At 68.0% G+C, this 19,029-nt stretch carries 18 protein-coding genes; 7 read left to right on the top strand and 11 right to left on the bottom strand.

What is annotated here, in order from left to right; all coding sequences use genetic code 11:
• Nucleotides 1–20: 20 nt before the first annotated feature.
• The 4 genes from AAID08_RS01415 to hutC all read right to left on the bottom strand — a co-directional run bounded on the left by AAID08_RS01415 (nucleotide 21) and on the right by hutC (nucleotide 4,692).
• Nucleotides 21–1,451 carry a cytosine permease gene (locus tag AAID08_RS01415; RefSeq protein WP_054503671.1) on the bottom strand — a complete coding sequence of 477 codons (1,431 nt, stop codon included), beginning with the start codon at nucleotides 1,449–1,451 and terminating at the stop codon, nucleotides 21–23.
• A 66-nt stretch (nucleotides 1,452–1,517) separates the two neighbouring features.
• Nucleotides 1,518–3,209, bottom strand: coding sequence for a urocanate hydratase (gene hutU, locus AAID08_RS01410; protein WP_395757281.1), 1,692 nt, complete (start codon nucleotides 3,207–3,209; stop codon nucleotides 1,518–1,520).
• A gap of 140 nt (nucleotides 3,210–3,349) precedes the next feature.
• Entirely contained in the window at nucleotides 3,350–3,952 is a 603-nt protein-coding gene (locus AAID08_RS01405; protein ID WP_054503673.1) for a HutD family protein, read from the bottom strand.
• Nucleotides 3,949–4,692, bottom strand: coding sequence for a histidine utilization repressor (gene hutC, locus AAID08_RS01400; protein WP_175167250.1), 744 nt, complete (start codon nucleotides 4,690–4,692; stop codon nucleotides 3,949–3,951). Before hutC ends, AAID08_RS01405 begins: the two co-directional genes overlap by 4 nt.
• A gap of 133 nt (nucleotides 4,693–4,825) precedes the next feature.
• Between hutC and AAID08_RS01395 the strand changes: the two genes are divergently transcribed.
• Together AAID08_RS01395 and AAID08_RS01390 are read left to right on the top strand one after the other, a co-directional pair.
• A complete protein-coding gene (locus AAID08_RS01395) occupies nucleotides 4,826–5,116 on the top strand; it encodes a metal/formaldehyde-sensitive transcriptional repressor (RefSeq protein WP_006392430.1) in 291 nt (96 codons plus the stop codon).
• 25 nt (nucleotides 5,117–5,141) lie between these two features.
• Nucleotides 5,142–6,251, top strand: coding sequence for an S-(hydroxymethyl)glutathione dehydrogenase/class III alcohol dehydrogenase (locus AAID08_RS01390; protein WP_054503674.1), 1,110 nt, complete (start codon nucleotides 5,142–5,144; stop codon nucleotides 6,249–6,251).
• Nucleotides 6,252–6,388: 137 nt separating this feature from the next.
• Here the strand turns inward: AAID08_RS01390 and speB are convergent, their stop codons facing one another.
• The 3 genes from speB to AAID08_RS01375 form a co-directional block, all read right to left on the bottom strand.
• Nucleotides 6,389–7,435: an agmatinase gene (gene speB, locus AAID08_RS01385; protein WP_395757280.1), complete on the bottom strand. Its 1,047-nt coding sequence runs from the start codon at nucleotides 7,433–7,435 to the stop codon at nucleotides 6,389–6,391.
• Complete coding sequence (locus tag AAID08_RS01380; RefSeq protein WP_054503676.1) at nucleotides 7,432–8,832, bottom strand: sodium:solute symporter; 1,401 nt, start codon at nucleotides 8,830–8,832, stop codon at nucleotides 7,432–7,434. The genes speB and AAID08_RS01380 overlap by 4 nt, the downstream gene beginning before the upstream one ends.
• A gap of 62 nt (nucleotides 8,833–8,894) precedes the next feature.
• Entirely contained in the window at nucleotides 8,895–9,062 is a 168-nt protein-coding gene (locus AAID08_RS01375) for a hypothetical protein (RefSeq protein ID WP_395757279.1), read from the bottom strand.
• A 24-nt stretch (nucleotides 9,063–9,086) separates the two neighbouring features.
• Between AAID08_RS01375 and AAID08_RS01370 the strand changes: the two genes are divergently transcribed.
• From AAID08_RS01370 to AAID08_RS01355, 4 genes are all read left to right on the top strand, one after another.
• A complete protein-coding gene (locus AAID08_RS01370; RefSeq protein ID WP_054503677.1) occupies nucleotides 9,087–10,004 on the top strand; it encodes a LysR family transcriptional regulator in 918 nt (305 codons plus the stop codon).
• 62 nt (nucleotides 10,005–10,066) lie between these two features.
• Entirely contained in the window at nucleotides 10,067–10,897 is an 831-nt protein-coding gene (gene panB, locus AAID08_RS01365; RefSeq protein WP_395757278.1) for a 3-methyl-2-oxobutanoate hydroxymethyltransferase, read from the top strand.
• A 122-nt stretch (nucleotides 10,898–11,019) separates the two neighbouring features.
• Nucleotides 11,020–12,129, top strand: coding sequence for a YcjF family protein (locus AAID08_RS01360; protein ID WP_395757277.1), 1,110 nt, complete (start codon nucleotides 11,020–11,022; stop codon nucleotides 12,127–12,129).
• 24 nt (nucleotides 12,130–12,153) lie between these two features.
• Nucleotides 12,154–14,235: a GGDEF and EAL domain-containing protein gene (locus AAID08_RS01355; RefSeq protein ID WP_116791698.1), complete on the top strand. Its 2,082-nt coding sequence runs from the start codon at nucleotides 12,154–12,156 to the stop codon at nucleotides 14,233–14,235.
• A 21-nt stretch (nucleotides 14,236–14,256) separates the two neighbouring features.
• Here the strand turns inward: AAID08_RS01355 and AAID08_RS01350 are convergent, their stop codons facing one another.
• Nucleotides 14,257–15,327, bottom strand: coding sequence for an ornithine cyclodeaminase (locus AAID08_RS01350; RefSeq protein ID WP_175189855.1), 1,071 nt, complete (start codon nucleotides 15,325–15,327; stop codon nucleotides 14,257–14,259).
• Between the two features lie 172 nt (nucleotides 15,328–15,499).
• On the bottom strand, nucleotides 15,500–16,444 hold the full coding sequence (locus AAID08_RS01345) for a LysR family transcriptional regulator (RefSeq protein WP_175167253.1): 945 nt from the start codon (nucleotides 16,442–16,444) through the stop codon (nucleotides 15,500–15,502).
• A gap of 113 nt (nucleotides 16,445–16,557) precedes the next feature.
• Between AAID08_RS01345 and AAID08_RS01340 the strand changes: the two genes are divergently transcribed.
• Nucleotides 16,558–17,796 (top strand): MFS transporter, encoded by a 1,239-nt coding sequence (locus AAID08_RS01340; RefSeq protein WP_064528777.1) that lies wholly within the window; start codon nucleotides 16,558–16,560, stop codon nucleotides 17,794–17,796.
• Between the two features lie 95 nt (nucleotides 17,797–17,891).
• On the opposite strand, the gene AAID08_RS01335 is transcribed toward AAID08_RS01340, so the two are convergent.
• Complete coding sequence (locus AAID08_RS01335; RefSeq protein WP_054503682.1) at nucleotides 17,892–18,539, bottom strand: DUF799 domain-containing protein; 648 nt, start codon at nucleotides 18,537–18,539, stop codon at nucleotides 17,892–17,894.
• A gap of 1 nt (nucleotide 18,540) precedes the next feature.
• On the bottom strand, nucleotides 18,541–19,026 hold the full coding sequence (locus AAID08_RS01330) for a DUF4810 domain-containing protein (protein WP_054503683.1): 486 nt from the start codon (nucleotides 19,024–19,026) through the stop codon (nucleotides 18,541–18,543).
• Nucleotides 19,027–19,029: the final 3 nt, after the last annotated feature.

Below are 19,029 nucleotides of genomic sequence, written 5' to 3'. Positions count from 1 at the left end.
TCCAGGACGGATATCCGATGTCATGCGATGTCGTGTCCGCGCAGGGTCGGGTGGGGCGCAGGCGTCTGCCCGCGGCGGGCGAACACGTAATAGAGCAGGCCTGGCACGATCAGCCCGATGATCCACGAGATGTCCACGCCGCCCAGGCGCGCGACCATCGGACCGGTGTAGAGCCTGGTCGAGATGAAGGGCATCTGCACCAGCACGCCCGCCACGTAGACCAGGATGCCGGGCCAGTTCCAGCGCCCGTAGCGGCCATCGGGATCCGACAGCGCGGCGACGTCGTAGCGCTCGCGGTTGATGAAATAGTAGTCAACCAGGTTGACGGCGCTCCAGGGCGTGAAGAAGGCCAGCAGGAACAGGATGAACGATTTGAACGCGTTCAGGAACGAATGCTGCCCCACCAGCGCCACACAGGTGGCCGCGCCGACGATCAACAGCACGAACACCAGCCGCTGGCGTCGCGAGATCTCCACATGGCCGCGAAAGCCGCTGATGATGGTGGCGATGCACATGAAGCTGCCGTAAGAGTTCAGCGTCGAGATGGTGACCTTGCCGAAGGCGATGCTGAAGTACAACAGCGCAGCGGTGGCGCCGGCGCCGCCCAGTCCGACGATGTAGGCCACTTCGCGGCCGGCGAACTGGCCCGCCGCCATGGCCGCCGCCAGCACGCCGAGCGTCATCGCGATCTGCGCGCCCGCGACCGAACCCAGGCCCACCGCCAGGAAGGTCCTGGACGACGAGGTGCGGCTGGGCAGGTAGCGCGAGTAATCCGCCACGTAGGGGCCATAGGCGATCTGCCACGAGGCCGCCAGCGACACCGCCAGCAGGAACGAGGTCCAGTTGAAATGGCGGATCTGCAGCAACTGGCCCACGTCGCCCAGCGTCATCACACGGCTGAACAGGTAGACGAACGCGATCAGCCCCAGCACGCTGGCCACGCGCCCGATCATGTGGATCGTGCGGTAACCGAACACCGTGACCAGCACGATGACGGCGGCAAACAGCAGGATGCCTGCGCTGTCGCTGACGCCCAGCAACTGGCCGATGGCCTGCCCCGACAGCACGGCGCCTGTAGCCGTGAACCCCAGATACATCAGGCACACCAGCACGATCGGGATGGCCGCGCCGTAGACGCCGAACTGCACGCGGCTGGAGATCATCTGCGGCAGGCCCAGCCTGGGCCCCTGGGCCGCGTGCAGCGCCATGACGGCGCCGCCGAAGACCTGGCCGATGAACAGCCCGACCAGCGACCAGAACACGTCCCCGCCTAGCACTACCGCCAGCGCGCCGGTGACGATGGCGGTGATCTGCAGATTGGCGCCCAGCCACAGCGTGAACTGACTGTAGAGCCTGCCATGGCGTTCGGCCTCCGGAATGAAGTCGATCGAGCGCCGCTCGATCAGCGCTCCGTCGTGCGCCCCATTGCGCGCCTCGCTGTCCTGCTCCATGCGTTGTCTCCTGGCGGGCGCCGCGCGGCGGAGCCCGGTTGTGGTGCCGTGGCCGCCGGCCCCGGATCAGCGTTGCGCGTTGACCATGGGCAGGTCCAGGCCCTGCTCGCGGGCGCAATCGGCCGCGGCCTCATAGCCCGCGTCGGCATGGCGCATCACCCCGGTGCCCGGATCGTTCGTGAGCACGCGCGCGATACGCTCGGCCGCCGCATCGGTGCCATCGCACACGATCACCATGCCGGCGTGCTGCGAGAAGCCCATGCCGACGCCGCCGCCGTGATGCAGCGACACCCAGGTGGCGCCCCCCGCGGTGTTCAGCAGCGCGTTGAGCAGCGGCCAGTCGGAAACCGCGTCGGAACCGTCGCGCATGGCCTCGGTTTCGCGGTTGGGACTGGCGACGGAGCCGGAATCCAGATGGTCGCGGCCGATCACCACCGGCGCCGACAGCTCGCCGCTGCGCACCATCTCATTGAATGCCAGGCCCAGCCTGGCGCGTTGTCCCAGGCCGACCCAGCAGATGCGCGCCGGCAGGCCCTGGAACCGGATGCGCTCGCGCGCCATGTCGAGCCAGCGGTGCAGGTGGGCGTCGTCGGGGATCAGTTCCTTGACCTTGGCGTCGGTCTTGTGGATGTCCTGCGGGTCGCCCGACAGCGCGGCCCAGCGGAACGGGCCAACGCCGCGGCAGAACAGCGGGCGGATGTAGGCGGGCACAAACCCGGGAAAATCGAAGGCGTTGGCGACGCCTTCTTCCATGGCCATCTGGCGGATGTTGTTGCCGTAGTCGAACGTCGGCACGCCCTGACGATGGAATGCCAGCATGGCCTGGACGTGCACCGCCATCGACTGCTTGGCGGCCTTGACCACGGCGGCGGGCTCGCGCCTGCCGCGCTCGCGGTATTCGGCCCAGGTCCAGCCGGCGGGCAGGTAACCATTGAGCGGATCGTGGGCGCTGGTCTGGTCGGTGACCATGTCCGGGCGCACGCCGCGCCGCACCAGCTCGGGCAATACCTCGGCGGCATTGCCGCACAGCGCCACCGACACGGCGCGACGCGCCTTGGTATAACGCGCGATGCGGGCCAGCGCGTCGTCCAGGTCGGCGGCCTGTTCGTCGACATAACGGGTGCGCAGGCGGAAGTCGATGCTGGCCTGCTGGCATTCGATCGTCAGCGAGCAGGCGCCGGCCAGCGTCGCCGCCAGCGGCTGCGCGCCGCCCATGCCGCCCAGGCCCGCGGTCAACACCCAGCGGCCGGCGAGCTTGCCGTCGTAATGCTGGCGCCCCGCCTCGACGAAGGTCTCGTAGGTGCCCTGCACGATGCCCTGGCTGCCGATGTAGATCCAACTGCCGGCGGTCATCTGCCCATACATGGCCAGGCCTTTGGCGTCGAGTTCGTTGAAATGCTCCCAGGTGGCCCAATGCGGCACCAGGTTGGAATTTGCGATCAACACGCGCGGCGCGTTGGCGTGGGTCTTGAACACGCCTACCGGCTTGCCCGACTGCACCAGCAGGGTCTCGTCGTCCTCCAGGCGCTTGAGCGTCTCGACGATCTTGTCGTAGCAATCCCAATCGCGCGCGGCGCGACCGATGCCGCCATAGACCACCAGCTCCTTGGGATTCTCCGCGACGTCCGGATCGAGATTGTTCATCAGCATGCGCAACGGCGCCTCGGTCAGCCAGCTCTTGGCGGTGAGCTGGTTGCCGCGCGGCGCGCGGATCTCGACGTCGCGGTAACGGTTAGATTGTTCCAAGGCGGTCTCCATGATCGATGGCGCGGCGCGATGCGCGGCCTGCTGGCGGAATCATAGGATGCCTATGCTTGTATATACAAGCTGGTCGGACCCGGTTACCGATCAGGGATTTCCCGTACGACGCCGCGCTCGGCGGGCGTCGCACCCCGGCATCAGCCCTGGCGCGGCTGCAGCTCGATCAGGCAGGCGTCCAGCACCGTGGCCGATTCCAGGCGGTATTCGGCCAGCCCTTCCGCGCTCTCCAGGTGCAGGCAGTCGTAGCGCGCCGGCGCCGGCAGCACATGGCCGTCGCGCCGCGCCGTGAGCGCGTCGCCCGCATTGAACAGCAGCACGGTGGTGGCCGCGCTGTGGAAGGTCCAGTCGCGCGCGCCGCCAATCCATTGCAGCCGCGCGTGGTGGTGGCGCGGCGAATAGATCAGGTTGAAATCGCGGATGGGGCCGTCCAGCAGGCGGCAATCGACCCGCGCGTCGCCCGGGAAGGCGTAGGCCTGGCGCGCCCGCAATGGCGCCTGCGCGCGGCCGTCGACGGTCAGCGCGATGCCCGCGCCTTCCAGCACGGTAATGACGCGCTGCAACCCATTGAACGCGGAAAAGCCGCCGTCCTGGGCCACCTCGGCGATCGACAGGCGCCAGGTGAACGCGGCGCTGCTGCCTCCGGCGTTGCACGCCACCTCCTGCGTGGTGCCCCCGCCATTGCGCCATGGCATGCGGGGATAGTCCTGTGCGCGGTACAGGCGCACGTCTGGCGAAGTCATGTGGAGAATTTTCCTTCCAGGCGGTGGCGCGAGCCAGGGTGGATCAGGCGCGCCAGGGTGACGGCGCGCTCGCCCGACCAGGTGCGCCGGCGGATCAGCAGGCACGGCTCGCTGCGCTCGATCTGCAGCAACTGGCATTCGCGCGGTTTGGCGACGATGGCCTCGACCACGTGCTCGCCTTCGGTCAGCGGCGCCACGCGCGTCAGGTATTCATAGGGCGTGTGGCGAGTGAAATCCTGCTTGAGGTAGTCGGGCGCCAACCGCACGTTGACGTAGCGGTCTTCGAGCTGGATCGGCACGTCGTCCTCGAAGTGCACAATGAGCGAATGAAACACCGGCTGGCCTTCGCGGATGTCGAGCGCGGCGGCCTGCTCGCTGCCGGCCGCTTCCTCGAGCAGCCGCACCACGCGGCTGTGATGGCGATGGCCGCGGGCCACGATCTCGTCGGCGATGTTGTTGACCGCGAACAGCGCCGAGCGCGTCTTGGGCTGGGCCACGAACGTGCCCACGCCCTGCATGCGCACCAGCAGGCCCTCGGCCGTCAGCTCGCGCAGCGCGCGATTGATGGTCATGCGGGAATAGCCCAGCTCCTGCACCAGTTCGCTTTCCGACGGCACGCGGTAATGCGCCGGCCAGGCGCCGCTGCGGATCTGCTGGGCGATCATCTGCTTGAGTTGCGCATAGAGCGGCGCGGGCAGGGCATTGGCCTGGGCCGGCAGCCGGGGCGGATTGGAAGCCACGGAATATCCTGTGTCGTGCCGTTGGACGAAAACCGATTATAGGGGCCACTAGACATGTACAGACAGGCCGCCCGCATTGGACGCGGACGCCATGCCTGCGTATACTCCCCCCCTGTATCTACCGGAGCCCAGTGTGCCCCATTCCCCCGCAGAGAAAAAGCGCGTCACAACGCGCCTGCGCCGCATCCAGGGCCAGGCGCTGGCGCTGGAGCGCGCCGTCAACGAAGGCACGGAATGCGGCGCGCTGCTGCAACAACTGGCCGCCCTGCGCGGCGCGGCCACCGGCCTGATGGCCGAAGTGCTCGAAAGCCATCTCCGGGAGACCTTCCTCCAATCCGCCCAGGGCGGACGGCCCGGCGCCACGATCGAACCCGAAGCGGAAATCGATCAGATCATGCGCATCGTCCGTTCCTATCTGAAATAACGCCATCGACATCGTGGAGCAAGCTATGAAATCACGCGCAGCAGTTGCATTCGGACCCGGCAAGCCGCTGGAAATCGTTGAAATCGACGTCGCGCCCCCGCAGCGCGGCGAAGTGCTGGTGCAGATCACCCACACGGGCGTCTGTCACACCGACGCCTTCACCCTCAGCGGCGACGACCCCGAAGGCCTCTTCCCCGCGGTGCTGGGCCATGAAGGCGCCGGCGTGGTGGTCGAGGTCGGCGAGGGCGTGACCTCGCTCAAGCCGGGCGATCACGTCATCCCGCTCTACACGGCCGAGTGCCGCGAGTGCAAGTTCTGCCTGTCGGGCAAGACCAACCTGTGCCAGAAAGTGCGCGCCACCCAGGGCAAGGGCGTGATGCCCGACGGCACCTCGCGCTTCAGTTATGAAGGCAAGCCGCTCTACCACTACATGGGCTGCTCGACCTTCAGTGAGTACACCGTGGTCAACGAGATCTCGCTGGCCAAGATCAACCCGGCCGCGCCGCACGAGAAGGTCTGCCTGCTGGGCTGCGGCGTCACCACCGGCCTGGGCGCGGTGCACAACACCGCCAAGGTCAAGGAAGGCGACACCGTGGCCGTGTTCGGCCTGGGCGGCATCGGCCTGGCGGTGATCCAGGGCGCGGTGCAGGCCAAGGCCGGCCGCATCATCGCGGTCGACACCAACCCCAACAAGTTCGTGCTGGCCAGCGCCATGGGCGCCACCGACTGCATCAACCCCAAGGACCACGACAAGCCGATCCAGGAAGTGATCGTCGAGCTCACCGACGGCGGCGTGGACTTCTCGTTCGAATGCATCGGCAACGTGCACGTGATGCGCGCCGCGCTCGAATGCTGCCATAAGGGTTGGGGCGAAAGCATCATCATCGGCGTGGCCGGCGCCGGCCAGGAAATCAGCACGCGCCCGTTCCAACTGGTCACCGGCCGCGTCTGGCGCGGCTCGGCCTTCGGCGGCGTCAAGGGCCGCACCCAGCTTCCCGGCATGGTCGAGGACGCGATGAACGGCAAGATCGACCTGGATCCGTTCGTCACCCACACACTGCCGCTGGACCGCATCAACGAGGCCTTCGACCTGATGCATGAAGGCAAATCGATCCGCACCGTGATCCACTTCTGACACCGGCGGATGTTCCCGAGGGCCCGGCACATGCCGGGCCTTTTTTTCCGGCATGACAGATCTGCGACGGCGACAGGACCCTTGCCAACGTGCCTGCTGCGCGGCGCCAAAGCATCGGCGCGCCGGGCCCCGACGCCTCAGCGCGCGCCGCGCAGCCGCATCAGGCTCAGGATCTCGAACAGGATCTGCGCGCCCGCGTGCGCCGTATTGGCGGTGGCGTCATACGACGGCGCCACTTCCACCAGGTCACCGCCGACGATGTCCAGGCCCGCCAATCCACGCAGCATGGCCTGGGCCTCGCGCACGGTCACGCCGCCGACCTCCGGCGTGCCGGTGCCGGGCGCGAAAGCCGGATCCAGGCAATCGATGTCGAACGACACATACACGGGCGCGTCGCCGACCACGGCCCGCGCCTGGGCGATGATGGCGTCCACTCCCAGGCGCGGAATGTCCTCGGCGTGGATCACCGTCATGCCCGAATCGTACGAGAACTCCCACAGGTACTCGGCCGAGCCGCGGATGCCGATCTGGATCGTGCGGGTCGGGTCGAGCACGCCTTCCAGCACCGCTTGCCGGAACGGCCCGCCATGATGAAAGCGGCTGCCGTCGAACGGACCGCCGGTATCGCAATGCGCATCGAAGTGCACCAGCGCCACCGGCTGCCGCGCCCCCAATGCGCGCAGGATCGGCAGCGTCACGGAATGGTCGCCGCCCACCGACAGCGGCGTGACGCCGGCCGCCACGATCTTCTCGTAGGTCGCGTGGATGTCCTCGTGCGACTGTTCCAGGCTGTAGCGGCTGCGCATCGGCACGTCGCCGATGTCGGCCACGCGCAGCTCGCGCACCGGCGTGCATTTGAGCGCGTGGTTGTACGGCCCGACGCGCTCGATGGCGCGCAGCGCGCGCGGTCCGAAGCGACAGCCGCTGCGATTGCTGGCCCCCAGGTCCATCGGCACGCCCAGCAGCGCCACCTGCAGATCGCCGAAATCCGGCCGGCTCCAGTCGATCTGCCGGGCCGGCGCATCCAGCAGTGTCGGCATGCCGGCATAGGGCGCGCTGCGCGTGCCGCTGTCGTCGATGACGTTGGCCGCCACCGCGCGAAAGTGCGGATCGTGGATGACGGCTTCGTTGGCGCCGCCGAACCGGGCGCGCAACGCGGCCAGCTTCTCGGGGGTGAAACTCATGGGGTGCTCCTGGAAGATGAATCGCCGTGGACCGGCGCCGCCGCCTGTCCCATCAGGCTGACGATGATGAAGCTGACGGCGCTGACGGCCAGGCTGGCGTAGATCGGCGTATTGGCCGCCAGGCCGTCGCGGATCATGAAGCCGATCGCCGTGGCGCAGCCCAGCAGCATGCTGGCGATCGCGCCCGTGGTCGTTCCGCGGCGCCACCAGATGGCGCCCAGGATCGGCACCAGCATGCCGCCGACCAGCAGGTTGTAGGCGCAGGTAAGCGCGTCCAGCACGTCATCGACCACCAGCGCGATGCCGAGCGTGGCCACGCCGACCAGCAGTGTCATCAGGCGATGGCTGCGCACATGGGTGAAGCCGCGGCCGCCGCGCAAGGCCGGCAGCAGGTCCTCGGCCAACACGGTGGAAGACGCCAGCATCGCCGCGCTGGCCGTGGACATCATGGCCGCCAGCGCCGCCGCGATCACCAGGCCGCGGATGCCGGCGGGCAGCTCGGCCTGCACGATGGCGGCAAAAGCGTTGTTGACGTTGTCCAGGTCGGGCAGCAAGACCCTCGCCGTCATGCCGATCAGCGCGCCCACCAGGCCATAGACGATGCAATACAGCCCCGCCGCCGCCCCCGCCAGCCTCGCCACCCGCTCACTGCGGGCGGTGAAGACGCGTTGCCAGATGTCCTGGCCGATCAGGATGCCGAAGAAATAGATCAGGAAGTACGTCACGATGGTGGGCCAGCCGATCGCGGTCGGCTCGAAGCTGGCCGCCGGCAGTTTCGCCACCAGTTGGTCCCAGCCGCCGACCCGCGACAGGCAGATCGGCAGCAGCACGGCCATCAGGCCGACCGTCTTGATCAGGAACTGCACGATGTCGGTCAGGGTCAGCGACCACATGCCGCCCACCGCCGAATAGACCACCACCACGCCGCCGCCCACCAGTATCGCCAGCCAGAAGGGCATGTCGAACAGCACCTGCATCACCGTGCCGGTCGCGATCACCGAGGTCGCGGCCAGCATCAGCGCGTAGGCCATCATCACCAGCGCGCTGACATGCCGGGTGCGCGCGCTGTAGCGGAATTCCAGGATCTGCGTCACGGTGAAGATGCGCAGCTTCAGCAGCGGCCGGGCCAGGAACACGTTCAGCACGATGATGCCCAGGCCCAGCATGGCGCACAGCCAGAAACCGGAGATGCCATGCACATACCCCAGCCGCACCGTGCCGACGGTGCTGGCGCCGCCGAGCACCGTGGCCGCCATGGTGCCCATGTAGAAGGCCGGTCCGAGATTGCGGCCCGCCACCAGGAAATCCTCGTGCGTCCTGGCCCGCCGCATGCCGTACCAGCCCAGTAGCAGCATCGCGGCCAGATAGGCCACGACCACGCCGATGTCGACAAACATGTCCTTCCCCTTGTCTCGTCGCGCGCGATCCGCGCGCTGAATGACCGCCGCCGGCCAAACAACTATCTACGTAGAAGTGAATCCGTAAAAAATCGATTCTCCGGGCTGCCGACTGCCTGTTGGCCGCCGACGGCACCGGCGCCAGGTTGAATCGGCAACACCGGTGGAATAATAGGAATCCACTCTTTTTCCATCCATATCTGGTTCGGAAAATTCACATCGATCTTCATCAATGTTTTGTCGGTAGTTACCCTATGCTCTCGAACGTCTCCGACCTCGACCTGCGGCTGATCCGCGTCTTCCTGACTATCGTCGACGCTGGCGGCGTGTCGGCCGCGCAGGCCCTGCTGGGCGTGGGTCAGTCCACCATCAGCAGCCAGCTCGCCACGCTCGAAACCCGGCTTGGCTTCACCCTGTGCGAACGCGGGCGCGGCGGCTTTCGCCTGACCGCCAAGGGACAGCGTTTCGACAAGCTGGCGCGCCGCGCGCTGGCGTCGCTGGATGACTTCAGCGCGCAGGCGCGCAATATGCATCGGCAACTGGTGGGCAACCTGACGCTGGGCCTGATCGGCAACGCCACCATGGCGCAGAACGCGCGCATCGGCCACGCCATCGAGAGATTCCGCCGGCGCGACGAGGCCGTGCGCCTGTCGGTGCTGATCCGCAGCCCGCGCGAACTCGAAGAGCTGATCCTCAAGGACGAGATGCAGGTCGCCATCGGCTACTTCCTGCACCGGGTGCCGATGCTGGACTACACCGCGCTGTTCCAGGAACGCCAGATCGCTTACTGTGGCGCCACCCATCCGCTGGCGGCGCGCGCCGGCCGCGTCACCGAGCAGGATCTGGCCGACGCCGACTGGACCTGGCGCACCTACCCCTTGCCGGAGTCCTCGTTCGCCGGCCGGCCGCGCCACATCACCTCCGAGGCCGACAACATGGAGGCCGCACTGATCCTGATCCTGTCGGGCGCGCACCTCGGATACCTGCCCGAGCACTATGCGGCGCCGTACGTGGCCGCCGGCCTGCTGCATGCGCTGGACGCCAACGTCTACCACTACGATGTCGAGATCAGCATGGTGGCGAAACGGCGCAGCCACCTGGACGACATCGCCGCGACCTTTCTCGAAGACATGCGCGCGGCCCTGCTGGAGGCGCCGGCCCCGCCGCCGTGATATACCTGTGCCGCGCGCGGCGTCCGCACCAGGCCCCGCGCGCCGCAGACCAGGAGCCCCGCATGTCCACCACCGCCACCCTGAATTCCGCGGCCGCCGCGCCGCGCCGCATGACCGTCCCGGCCTTTCGCGCCCGCAAGCGCGCCGAGCCGCTGGTCATGCTCACCGCCTACACCGCGCGCATGGCCGAATTGCTCGATCCCCACTGCGACGCGCTGCTGGTGGGCGACAGCCTGGCGCAGACCATCTATGGGCTGCCGTCCACCGTGCCCGTCACGCTCGACATGATGATCGCGCACGGCGCCGCCGTCGTGCGCGGCGCGCGCCAGGCGCTGGTGGTGGTCGACATGCCCTTCGGCAGCTATGAGGAAAGCCCCGAACAGGCTTTCCGCTCGGCCGCCCGCGTTCTCAAGGAAACCGGCGCCAGCGCCGTCAAGCTGGAAGGCGGCCAGGCCATGGCGCCGGCCATCGCCTGCCTGTCGGCGCGGGGCATTCCCGTCATGGCGCACATCGGCCTCACGCCCCAGGCCGTCAACATTCTCGGTGGCTACGGCGCGCGCGGCCGCGGCGATGCCGAATACGCCCGCATCGCCGCCGACGCCACGGCCGTGGCCGACGCCGGCGCCTTCGCGGTGGTGATCGAGGGCGTGGTCGAGTCGCTGGCGCTGGCCATCACCGAAGCCATCGCCTGCCCCACCATCGGCATCGGCGCGTCCGCCGGCTGCGACGGCCAGGTGCTGGTGGTTGACGACATGCTCGGCATGTTCGACCGCACCGCCCGCTTCGTGAAGCGCTACGACACCCTGTCGGCCCGCATCCAGGATGCCGCCCGCGACTACGCCGCCGACGTGCGCGCGCGCCGCTTTCCGGACGCGGAGCACCTGTACGGCTGATCCCGCGGCGGCCGGGCGGTAAGGCCCAGTCGGCCCGGGCGGTAAGGCCCAGTCGGCGTTTGTCGCTAGAATCGAGCCATATCCGATCCCCGCGCCCGCCGCGCGCCCTGCCCTTGCCAACCATGACTCCGCCCCGCCACGACACGCCCCAGTTGCAGGACGCGATCGCCGATGCGATCAGCACCGCCACGCGCGGCGCCGGCCGCGTCAACATCCTGGTCGCCGGCAAGACCGGCGTAGGCAAGAGCACGCTCATCAACGCGGTGTTCCGCGGCGACCTGGCCAAGACCGGCGCCGGCAAGCCGGTCACGCAGACCACGCAGGAATTCTCGCGGCCCGGCCATCCGCTCACCATCATCGACACCCGCGGCCTGGAAGTTGGCGATTACGCCCACTCGCGTCAGCAACTGGCCGACCTGATCCGCGAGCGCGCGGCTTCGGAAGACCAGGACCGGCATCTGCATGTGGCCTGGCTGTGCATCCAGGACAGCAGCCACCGTGTCGAAGATGCCGAGATCGAGCTGTGCGCGCTGCTGGCCGATGCCGGCATACCGGTCATCGGCGTGCTCACCAAGGCGCGCAAGAACAGCCCCTTCCTGGAACAGGCGCGGGCGCTGCTGCCGCGCGCGCGCCAGGTGGTGGCGGTGCGCGCGCTGCCCGAACGCATCGAGGAACTGGACGCCGACCTGCCGCCAATGGGGCTGGACGCGCTGATCGAAGCCACCGCCGCGTTCATTCCCGAATCGCAGCAGCGCGCCTACGCCAACGCGCTCTCGACCCGCAACCAGAAAGCGCTGGAAGTAAAAAAAAAGCGGGCTGAAATAGAGGTCAACGTCGCCGCCGGCCTGGCCGCCTCGGCCGCCGCCGCGCCGATCCCGTTCTCCGACGCCGTGGCGCTGGTGCCGATTCAGGTCGGCATGATCGCCAAGATCGGCATCACCTTCGGCATGGAACTGAACACCGCCGCCATCAGCACGCTGGTCACGTCCACGCTGGGCGCGTCCGCGGCCACGATGGTCGGGCGCTCGGTGGTGTCGGGCCTGCTGAAGTTCATCCCCGGCGCCGGCAGCGCGATCGGCGGCACCATCGCCGCCACCACCGCCGGCGCCATCACCAAACTGCTGGGCAACGCCTACATCGCGGTGTTGTACGACTTCTGCCAGAAGCATCCGGGCCAGGATCTCGACATCCCCATGATCACGCAGGCCCTCAAGCAACGCATGAAACCCTGAGCCTGTTACGCCTGCCCACTCTCAATGATCATCGACCATTCCGACGTCATGTATCGGCACCTCGTGCAAGGTGTCGTTGACTACGCCATCTACATGTTGAACCCCGACGGCACCGTCGCCAACTGGAACGCCGGCGCCGAGCGCGCCAAGGGGTATACGCGGGACGAAATCGTGGGGCGGCATTTTTCCTGCTTCTACAGCCCCGCCGACCAGGCCTCGGGTCTGCCGGGACGCGGCCTGAGCATCGCCCGCGAGCAGGGCCGCTTCGAGGCCGAAGGCTGGCGCATCCGCAAGGACGGCGCGCCGTTCTGGGCCCATGTGGTGATCGACGCCATCCACGACGACGCTGGCGCGCTCATCGGCTACGCCAAGATCACGCGCGATTGCACCGAACGCCGCGAACGCGAACTGCAGGTGCTGCATGCCAAGGAACTGGCCGAGCGCTACAACAGCGAGCTGACCTCGCTGTCCAGCTTCCTGGAAGCCGTGGTCTCGCACATCCCGTCCTGCGTGCTCGTGCTGGACGCGGTGTCACGCCGCATCCTGCTGGCCAACCGGCAGACCGAAAACGTCTTCGGCGCGCGCCGCGAGCAGATGCAGGGCCGCACCATGCAGCAATGTTTGCCGCCCGCGGTCCATGAATTCTTCGAGCGCCTGACCAATGACGCCCTGCGCTCCGACGGCGCCCTGCGCGAGGCCGGTCAGGAAGAGGTCGTCACCGGCCGCGGCCCGCGCACGCTGCGCAGCAAGACGCTGGTGTTTCACAGCAGCGACCCGCGTTCGCGCTACGTGCTGCTGATCGCCGACGACATCACCGACGAGAACGCGGCCCAGGCCCAGGTGCGCTACATGGCACACCATGACACGCTCACCGGGATACCCAACCGCCGCCTGTTCCGCGAGCGGCTCCTCAAGGCGCTGTCGCCCGAGGGCCGGGAACGCAGCGCCGCGGTGCTATGCCTGGACCTGGACAATTTCAAGAGCGTCAACGATACGCTTGGCCACCAGTACGGCGATGAGCTGCTGCGTCAATTGGCACGGCGCCTGGCCAAGAACCTGCGCGAGCAGGACACGCTGGCGCGACTGGGCGGCGACGAATTCGCGGTGGTGCTGCCCGGCATCGAGAAGACCGACGACCTGCGCCATATGGCGCAGCGCCTCATCGATGCGGTGCGCGAGCCGTTCCAGGTCGATGGCCACACGGTGCCGGTCAGCGTCAGCATCGGCATCGCCCGGGCTACCGCGCAGGAAGCCAGCGCCGATCACCTGCTGCGCTACGCCGATATGGCGCTGTACGAAGCCAAGCGCAATGGCCGCAACTGCCTGGCGTTTTTCAAGCCCGAAATGGAAGCGGCCGCGCTCAAGCGCCACGAAATGGAAATGGACCTGCGCCAGGCGATCCTGTCGCAGCAGCTACAGTTGTACTACCAGCCGATCAAGGACATCACCCACGTCCGCACGGTGGGGCGCGAGGCGCTGATGCGCTGGCAGCATCCGGCCAAGGGCCTGATCATGCCCAACGACTTCATCCCCATCGCCGAAGAGACCGGCCTGATCCACGAGCTGGGCGCCTTCACGCTGCACGAAGCCTGCCGCGAAGCCATGACCTGGGACGCGCACGAAACCGTGGCGGTGAACCTGTCGGCCACGCAATTCACCAACAACGCGCTGGTCTCGCTGGTGGAATCCGCCCTGGCCACCTCCGGCCTGCCGGCGCGGCGGCTGGAGTTGGAAATCACCGAATCGGTGCTGCTGGCCAATTCCGAGGCCAACCTGACCACGCTCAACCGGCTCAAGCAACTGGGCGTCAAAGTGGCGCTGGACGATTTCGGCACCGGCTATTCATCGCTGGGCTACCTGCGCACCTTCGAATTCGACAAGATCAAGATCGACAAGTCCTTCACGCAGGACGTCGAATCGAGCAAGGAAGCGCTCGCCATCATCCGCGCCATCAACGGCATCGGCCGCAGCCTCGATATCCCGACCACCGCCGAGGGGGTGGAGACCGCGGCCCAACTGGAAAGGCTGACGCAGGAAGGCTGCTCGCACTTCCAGGGCTTCCTGCTGGGGCGGCCGGTGTCGCACGAGCCGGCGCAATCCGAATAGGCCGCGGCGCCCTGGCGCGGCTCAGTCCTTGAGCAGCGCCGGGTTGACGCGGGCCGCGGCCTGCGCGGCGGCCTGGCGGCCACGCACCAGTTCGAACAGATTCTTCGGATCGGCCAGTCTCGGCGCCACTTCCACGCGGGTGCCGATGCCATGCTTGACTGCGCTGTCGCGCAGCCAGCGCAGGGCCGAGAAGTCCTCGAGCGCGAAACCGACGGAGTCGAACACGGTGATGTCGTGATCGCCCTGCCGGCCGGCGCTCTGGCCCGTCAGCACGCGCCACAACTCGGTCACTGCGAAGTCGGCGGGCATCTGCTGTAGGTCGCCCTCGATGCGCGTCTGCGGCTCGTATTCGACGAATACCGGCCCGGCCCGCAGCACGTCGGCGTGCAGCTCGGTCTTGCCCGGGCAGTCGCCTCCCACGGCGTTGATGTGCATGCCCGGCTCGATCATGTCGACGGTCAGGATGGTGGCATAGGCCTTGTCGGCCGTCACCGTGGTCACGATGTCCGCGCCCTTGGCGGCGGCGGCGGTGCTGTCGAAGCGTCGCAGTCGCAGGCCGGGCACGCCGGCCAGATTGCGCTCGAGCTTGTCGGTGGCGGCCGGGTCGACGTCATACAGATGCAACGTGTCGATGCCGAGAATGTGATGGAACGCCAGCGCCTGGAATTCGCTTTGCGCGCCGTTGCCGATCAACGCCATGCTGCGCGAGCCCGGACGAGCCAGGGCGCGGGCGGCCAGCGCCGACGTGGCGGCGGTGCGCAGCGCCGTGGTCAACGTCAGTTCGCTGATCAGCAGCGGTTCGCCGGTGTTGACCTGCGCCAGCGCGCCAAAGGCCATCACGGTGCTCAAACCGGCCGCCGGATTGCCAGGATGGCCGTTGACATACTTGAAGCTGTAAAGATCGTTGTCGGCCGTGGGCATCAGTTCGATCACGCCGGTCGCCGAATGGCTGGCGACGCGCGCGCTCTTGTCGAACTCCTGCCAGCGCAGGAAATCGGCCAGCAGATAATCCAGCAGATCTTCGAATACCTTGCGCGGGCCCTGTGCGGCCACGATCTTCGCGACGTCGGTGGTGGTGAGCAGTGTCGTCATTATTTTCCCCTGATGTTTCGGTACAGAAATTCTGTCCGATGCCCAGGTCAATGCCTAGCGCCCACTTTCCACACAAAATGCAAGGAAGCTGCCATTCTGGCAACGGTCGATGCCACTTGTCGCAATCCGGCCGCGGCGCTGCTGGTAATCCCTGATATGCCGCGATCTGCGCCTAAACCGCGTCACTCGCGCGCAACTCCGCGGGCAGATGCTCGCGCATGACCTCGATGAAACGCCGCAGCCGCGGTGGTTGCAAGCGAGACGGGGCGTAGACCAGATAGACAGGCAAGGGCGGGGCGAACCAGTCCGGAGCCAACTGCACCAGTTGGCCGCTGGCCAGTTCCTCGCGCAGCGCCCAGGCCGACGCGATACCCACGCCCAGGCCTTGCAGCGCGGCCTTGCGCAGCGCGTACAGGCCGTCGGTGGACAGGCGCGGCACGATGTCGATGCGCACCACCTCGCCAGTGCGGACGTGCGTCAGGCTGACTTCGTCCCGGTAGAACGTGCGCAGCGCGAGCCACGGCAGCGCCGCCAGTTCGGACGGATGCCGGGGCAGGGGGCCGCCGCCCAGCAGCGACGGCGCCGCCATGACGCTGCGCGCCACATCGCCCAGCTTGATCGCGACCACCGAAGGATCCTGCACCGGCCCGACCTTGATCGCGCAATCGATGTTCTCGGCGATGAAATCCGGCACCCTGTCATGCAGCAGCCATTCCACCCGCATGCGGGGATACTGGCGCAGGTAATGCGCCAACGCCTCCATGAACTGGTTCTGACCGAACGCGTGCGGCGCCACCACTCGCAACGACCCGGTCAGGTCCTCGCCCGCGCCACTGACCTCGCTCTCGAGCGACTGCCAGGTGGTCGTCAATTCCCGGGCGCGTTCGTAGCAACGCTGACCATCGTCGGTCAGCCGGATGGCGTGGGTCGAGCGCTGCAGCAGACGCACCCCCAGCGAGCGCTCCAGCAACTGCAGCCGGCGGCTGATCGTCGGCTGCGTCGCTCCCAACTGCAAAGCGGCCGCCGACAGGCTGCCAGCCTCCACGATGCGTATGAAGGTCTCCAGCAACAGCAGGCGGTCTGTTCCAGTTGCGGCGGGCAGGGCGGGCTTGGTCATACGCCTATCGTATAACGGATCTACCCGGGGGACGGCTACCCACGGCCCCCGCGGACGCTCAGAATCTGCCCCGTGCCCCCTTCGCGGCCTATTTCCTGAACGGAACCCCCATCATGTCCTCCGATACCCGGGCGCACCCCGCGCCCACAACCCAAGATCCGTCCGCCGGACTGGTCCTGCTGCTCGCCATCGGCGCCGGCCTGGCCGTTGCGTCCCTGTATTACAACCAACCGATGCTGGGCATCCTGGGCGCGGACCTGCACGCCAGCGCCAGCCAGCTTGGCTGGATTCCGACGCTGACCCAGTTGGGCTATGCGTTCGGCATCCTGCTGCTGGCGCCGCTGGGCGACCGCTACGACCGCAAGCGCATCGTCCTGATCAAGGCCGCCGCCCTCGCCGCGGCGCTGTTGCTGGCCGCCGCCGCCCCCGCCATCGGCGTGCTGCTGGCCGCCAGTTTCGCCATCGGACTGTCCGCCACCCTGGCGCAGGACATCGTGCCCGCCGCCGCCACGTTGGCGCCCCCCGCGCATCGCGGCCGCATCGTCGGCACGGTGATGACCGGCCTGCTGTTGGGCATCCTGCTGTCACGCGTCATCAGCGGCTTCGTCGCCGAACAGCTCGGCTGGCGCACCATGTTCCTGGCCGCCGCGGTGTCGATCGTGGCGCTGGGCGCGGCCCTGTGGCGCGGCCTGCCCGCGTTCGCCCCGACCTCCCGGCTGCCCTACGCCGAACTGCTGCGCTCGCTGCCCCGCCTGTGGCGCCAGCACGGCGAACTGCGCCGCGCCGCGACCGCGCAAGGCCTGTTGTCGCTGGGTTTCAGCGCCTTCTGGTCGACCCTGGCGGTCATGCTGCACGAGGCGCCATTCCACCTGGGCGCGGCGGCGGCCGGCGCCTTCGGCCTGGCCGGCGCCGCCGGCGCCCTGGCGGCGCCGCTGGCCGGCCGCTACGCCGACCGGCGCGGCCCCAACGCCGTCAGCCGCCTGGGCGCCGCGCTGACCGCGGTGTCGTTCGCCACCATGGCGTTGCTGCCGTTGCTGTCGGCCCAATCAGGCCTGTGGCTGATCGCGGCCAGCGCCATCGGCTTCGACCTGGGCATCCAGGTGGCGCTGATCGCGCACCAGAGCATTGTCTATGGCATCGACCCCGCCGCGCGTAGCCGGCTCAACGCGGTGCTGATGGTCAGCGTCTTCATCGGCATGGCCGCGGGCGGTGCGCTCGGCAGCCTGGCACTGGCGCACTGGGGCTGGATCGGCGTGACCGCGGTGGCCACGGCCGCGGCGGTCGGCGCCCTGGCCCTGCGCCTCTGGCCGGCCCGGCGCCGCGTGGCGCAGGGCGCGAACTGCGCGGCCTGACCGGACGGCCCGCGCCAGCGGACGTCGAATGCGACACAGCCCTCGAACCGAGCAACGGTTCGAGGGCTGTGCGACCCGATGCAAACGTCGGGGACTTACTGCGCGGCGTAGCGCGGCGAACGCGGACCGTACAGGATGCCGCCCGGCGTGCCGGCGCTGAGCAGCATGTTGTTGGTCATGCCCGCCACGCCGAAGCTGCGGTCGGACAGCGTGTTGACCACCTGGTCCACCACCGCCTGCACCAGCATGCCGATCAGGCCGCCGCCGCCATTGCTGGCCTGCACCACCTGCTTGCTGCCATCCCACAGCTTGGCGCCGGTGCGCAGATCGACCAGCGCGGCATCGATGGAGACCGTGATCGAACTGGAAAGGACGGCGTAGCTGGAGCCATACTGCTTGACGGTCATGTACAGCGCGGCATCGGCGCCGAAGATCTCGCGCAACCGCGGAGCCGGCAGCTCATGGATTTCTTCGGCGCTGGTCAGGCCGTTCTGCTTGAACGTCTCGTCCATCACCGCCACCGGGATCACGTAGTAACCCGATTCCGCCAGCGGCAAGGTTGCCTGCGACAAGACCGCGGCTGTCGCGGCCACGTCCACCGAGGTATTGAGCGGCGGCAGCACCAGGATAGACGCCGGCTTGCTCTCGCGGAAAGCGGCGTAGTCCACATTGCGTTGCGGCGCGGCGCAGCCGGCCAGCAAGGCCACCAGCGCCAGCACGGCGATACGGAGGGTCGTGGTCATGTCAGGCTCCCTTCTTGGTTGCTTGCTCAGGCGCGGCCTGGCTGGCGGGCGCCGCGGGTTTCGCCGCCTCGGGCTGGGCGGCCTGCGACGCGTTTTCCGCCGTCTTGCTGGCGTTGCGCAGCAGGAAGTCCATGAACGGCTTGGACTCCGGGAAAGCCGCCTTCTCGCCTTCCAACTGCTCCACGCCCTTGGCGCCTTCGCCCATCTTCAGATACAGCATGCCAAGATGCGCGCGGAAGCCCGGCGGCAGTTCCGCGTTGGTCGCCCGCGCGGTCTCGATGTTCTTTTCCATCGCCAGCGTCTGCGCCGCGTAATCGGCGCCGTCGTCCTTGAGGTAGGCGTAGACCGAAGGCTGGTATGACTGCCAGCTATACATGCTCTTGGGTTGCGCGCACGCAGTCAGCGCGCCCGCCAGGGCGGCCACCGCCAGGATGCGGCCGGCGCGCCCGAGCGCGACCGGGCGAACCATCGCCAGATTGTTCAACATGGG

The organism is Achromobacter sp. EB05, from assembly GCF_044232075.1.
GTDB classification, from domain to species: domain Bacteria; phylum Pseudomonadota; class Gammaproteobacteria; order Burkholderiales; family Burkholderiaceae_B; genus Achromobacter; species Achromobacter dolens.
The sequence above is the reverse complement of the archived record's forward strand: the minus strand, read 5'-3'. Positions and strand labels throughout refer to the sequence as shown.

What these genes read in the sequence shown, in the direction of transcription:
- AAID08_RS01370 (WP_054503677.1), top strand. Translation starts at nt 9,087, where the DNA reads ATGCTCTCGAACGTCTCCGACCTCGACCTGCGGCTGATCCGCGTCTTC.
- speB (WP_395757280.1), bottom strand. Translation starts at nt 7,435, where the DNA reads ATGAGTTTCACCCCCGAGAAGCTGGCCGCGTTGCGCGCCCGGTTCGGC.
- AAID08_RS01380 (WP_054503676.1), bottom strand. Translation starts at nt 8,832, where the DNA reads ATGTTTGTCGACATCGGCGTGGTCGTGGCCTATCTGGCCGCGATGCTG.
- AAID08_RS01390 (WP_054503674.1), top strand. Translation starts at nt 5,142, where the DNA reads ATGAAATCACGCGCAGCAGTTGCATTCGGACCCGGCAAGCCGCTGGAA.
- AAID08_RS01405 (WP_054503673.1), bottom strand. Translation starts at nt 3,952, where the DNA reads ATGACTTCGCCAGACGTGCGCCTGTACCGCGCACAGGACTATCCCCGC.
- AAID08_RS01350 (WP_175189855.1), bottom strand. Translation starts at nt 15,327, where the DNA reads ATGACGACACTGCTCACCACCACCGACGTCGCGAAGATCGTGGCCGCA.
- panB (WP_395757278.1), top strand. Translation starts at nt 10,067, where the DNA reads ATGTCCACCACCGCCACCCTGAATTCCGCGGCCGCCGCGCCGCGCCGC.
- hutU (WP_395757281.1), bottom strand. Translation starts at nt 3,209, where the DNA reads ATGGAGACCGCCTTGGAACAATCTAACCGTTACCGCGACGTCGAGATC.
- AAID08_RS01340 (WP_064528777.1), top strand. Translation starts at nt 16,558, where the DNA reads ATGTCCTCCGATACCCGGGCGCACCCCGCGCCCACAACCCAAGATCCG.
- AAID08_RS01335 (WP_054503682.1), bottom strand. Translation starts at nt 18,539, where the DNA reads ATGACCACGACCCTCCGTATCGCCGTGCTGGCGCTGGTGGCCTTGCTG.
- AAID08_RS01355 (WP_116791698.1), top strand. Translation starts at nt 12,154, where the DNA reads ATGATCATCGACCATTCCGACGTCATGTATCGGCACCTCGTGCAAGGT.
- AAID08_RS01415 (WP_054503671.1), bottom strand. Translation starts at nt 1,451, where the DNA reads ATGGAGCAGGACAGCGAGGCGCGCAATGGGGCGCACGACGGAGCGCTG.
- AAID08_RS01360 (WP_395757277.1), top strand. Translation starts at nt 11,020, where the DNA reads ATGACTCCGCCCCGCCACGACACGCCCCAGTTGCAGGACGCGATCGCC.
- AAID08_RS01375 (WP_395757279.1), bottom strand. Translation starts at nt 9,062, where the DNA reads ATGAAGATCGATGTGAATTTTCCGAACCAGATATGGATGGAAAAAGAG.
- AAID08_RS01330 (WP_054503683.1), bottom strand. Translation starts at nt 19,026, where the DNA reads ATGTTGAACAATCTGGCGATGGTTCGCCCGGTCGCGCTCGGGCGCGCC.
- AAID08_RS01345 (WP_175167253.1), bottom strand. Translation starts at nt 16,444, where the DNA reads ATGACCAAGCCCGCCCTGCCCGCCGCAACTGGAACAGACCGCCTGCTG.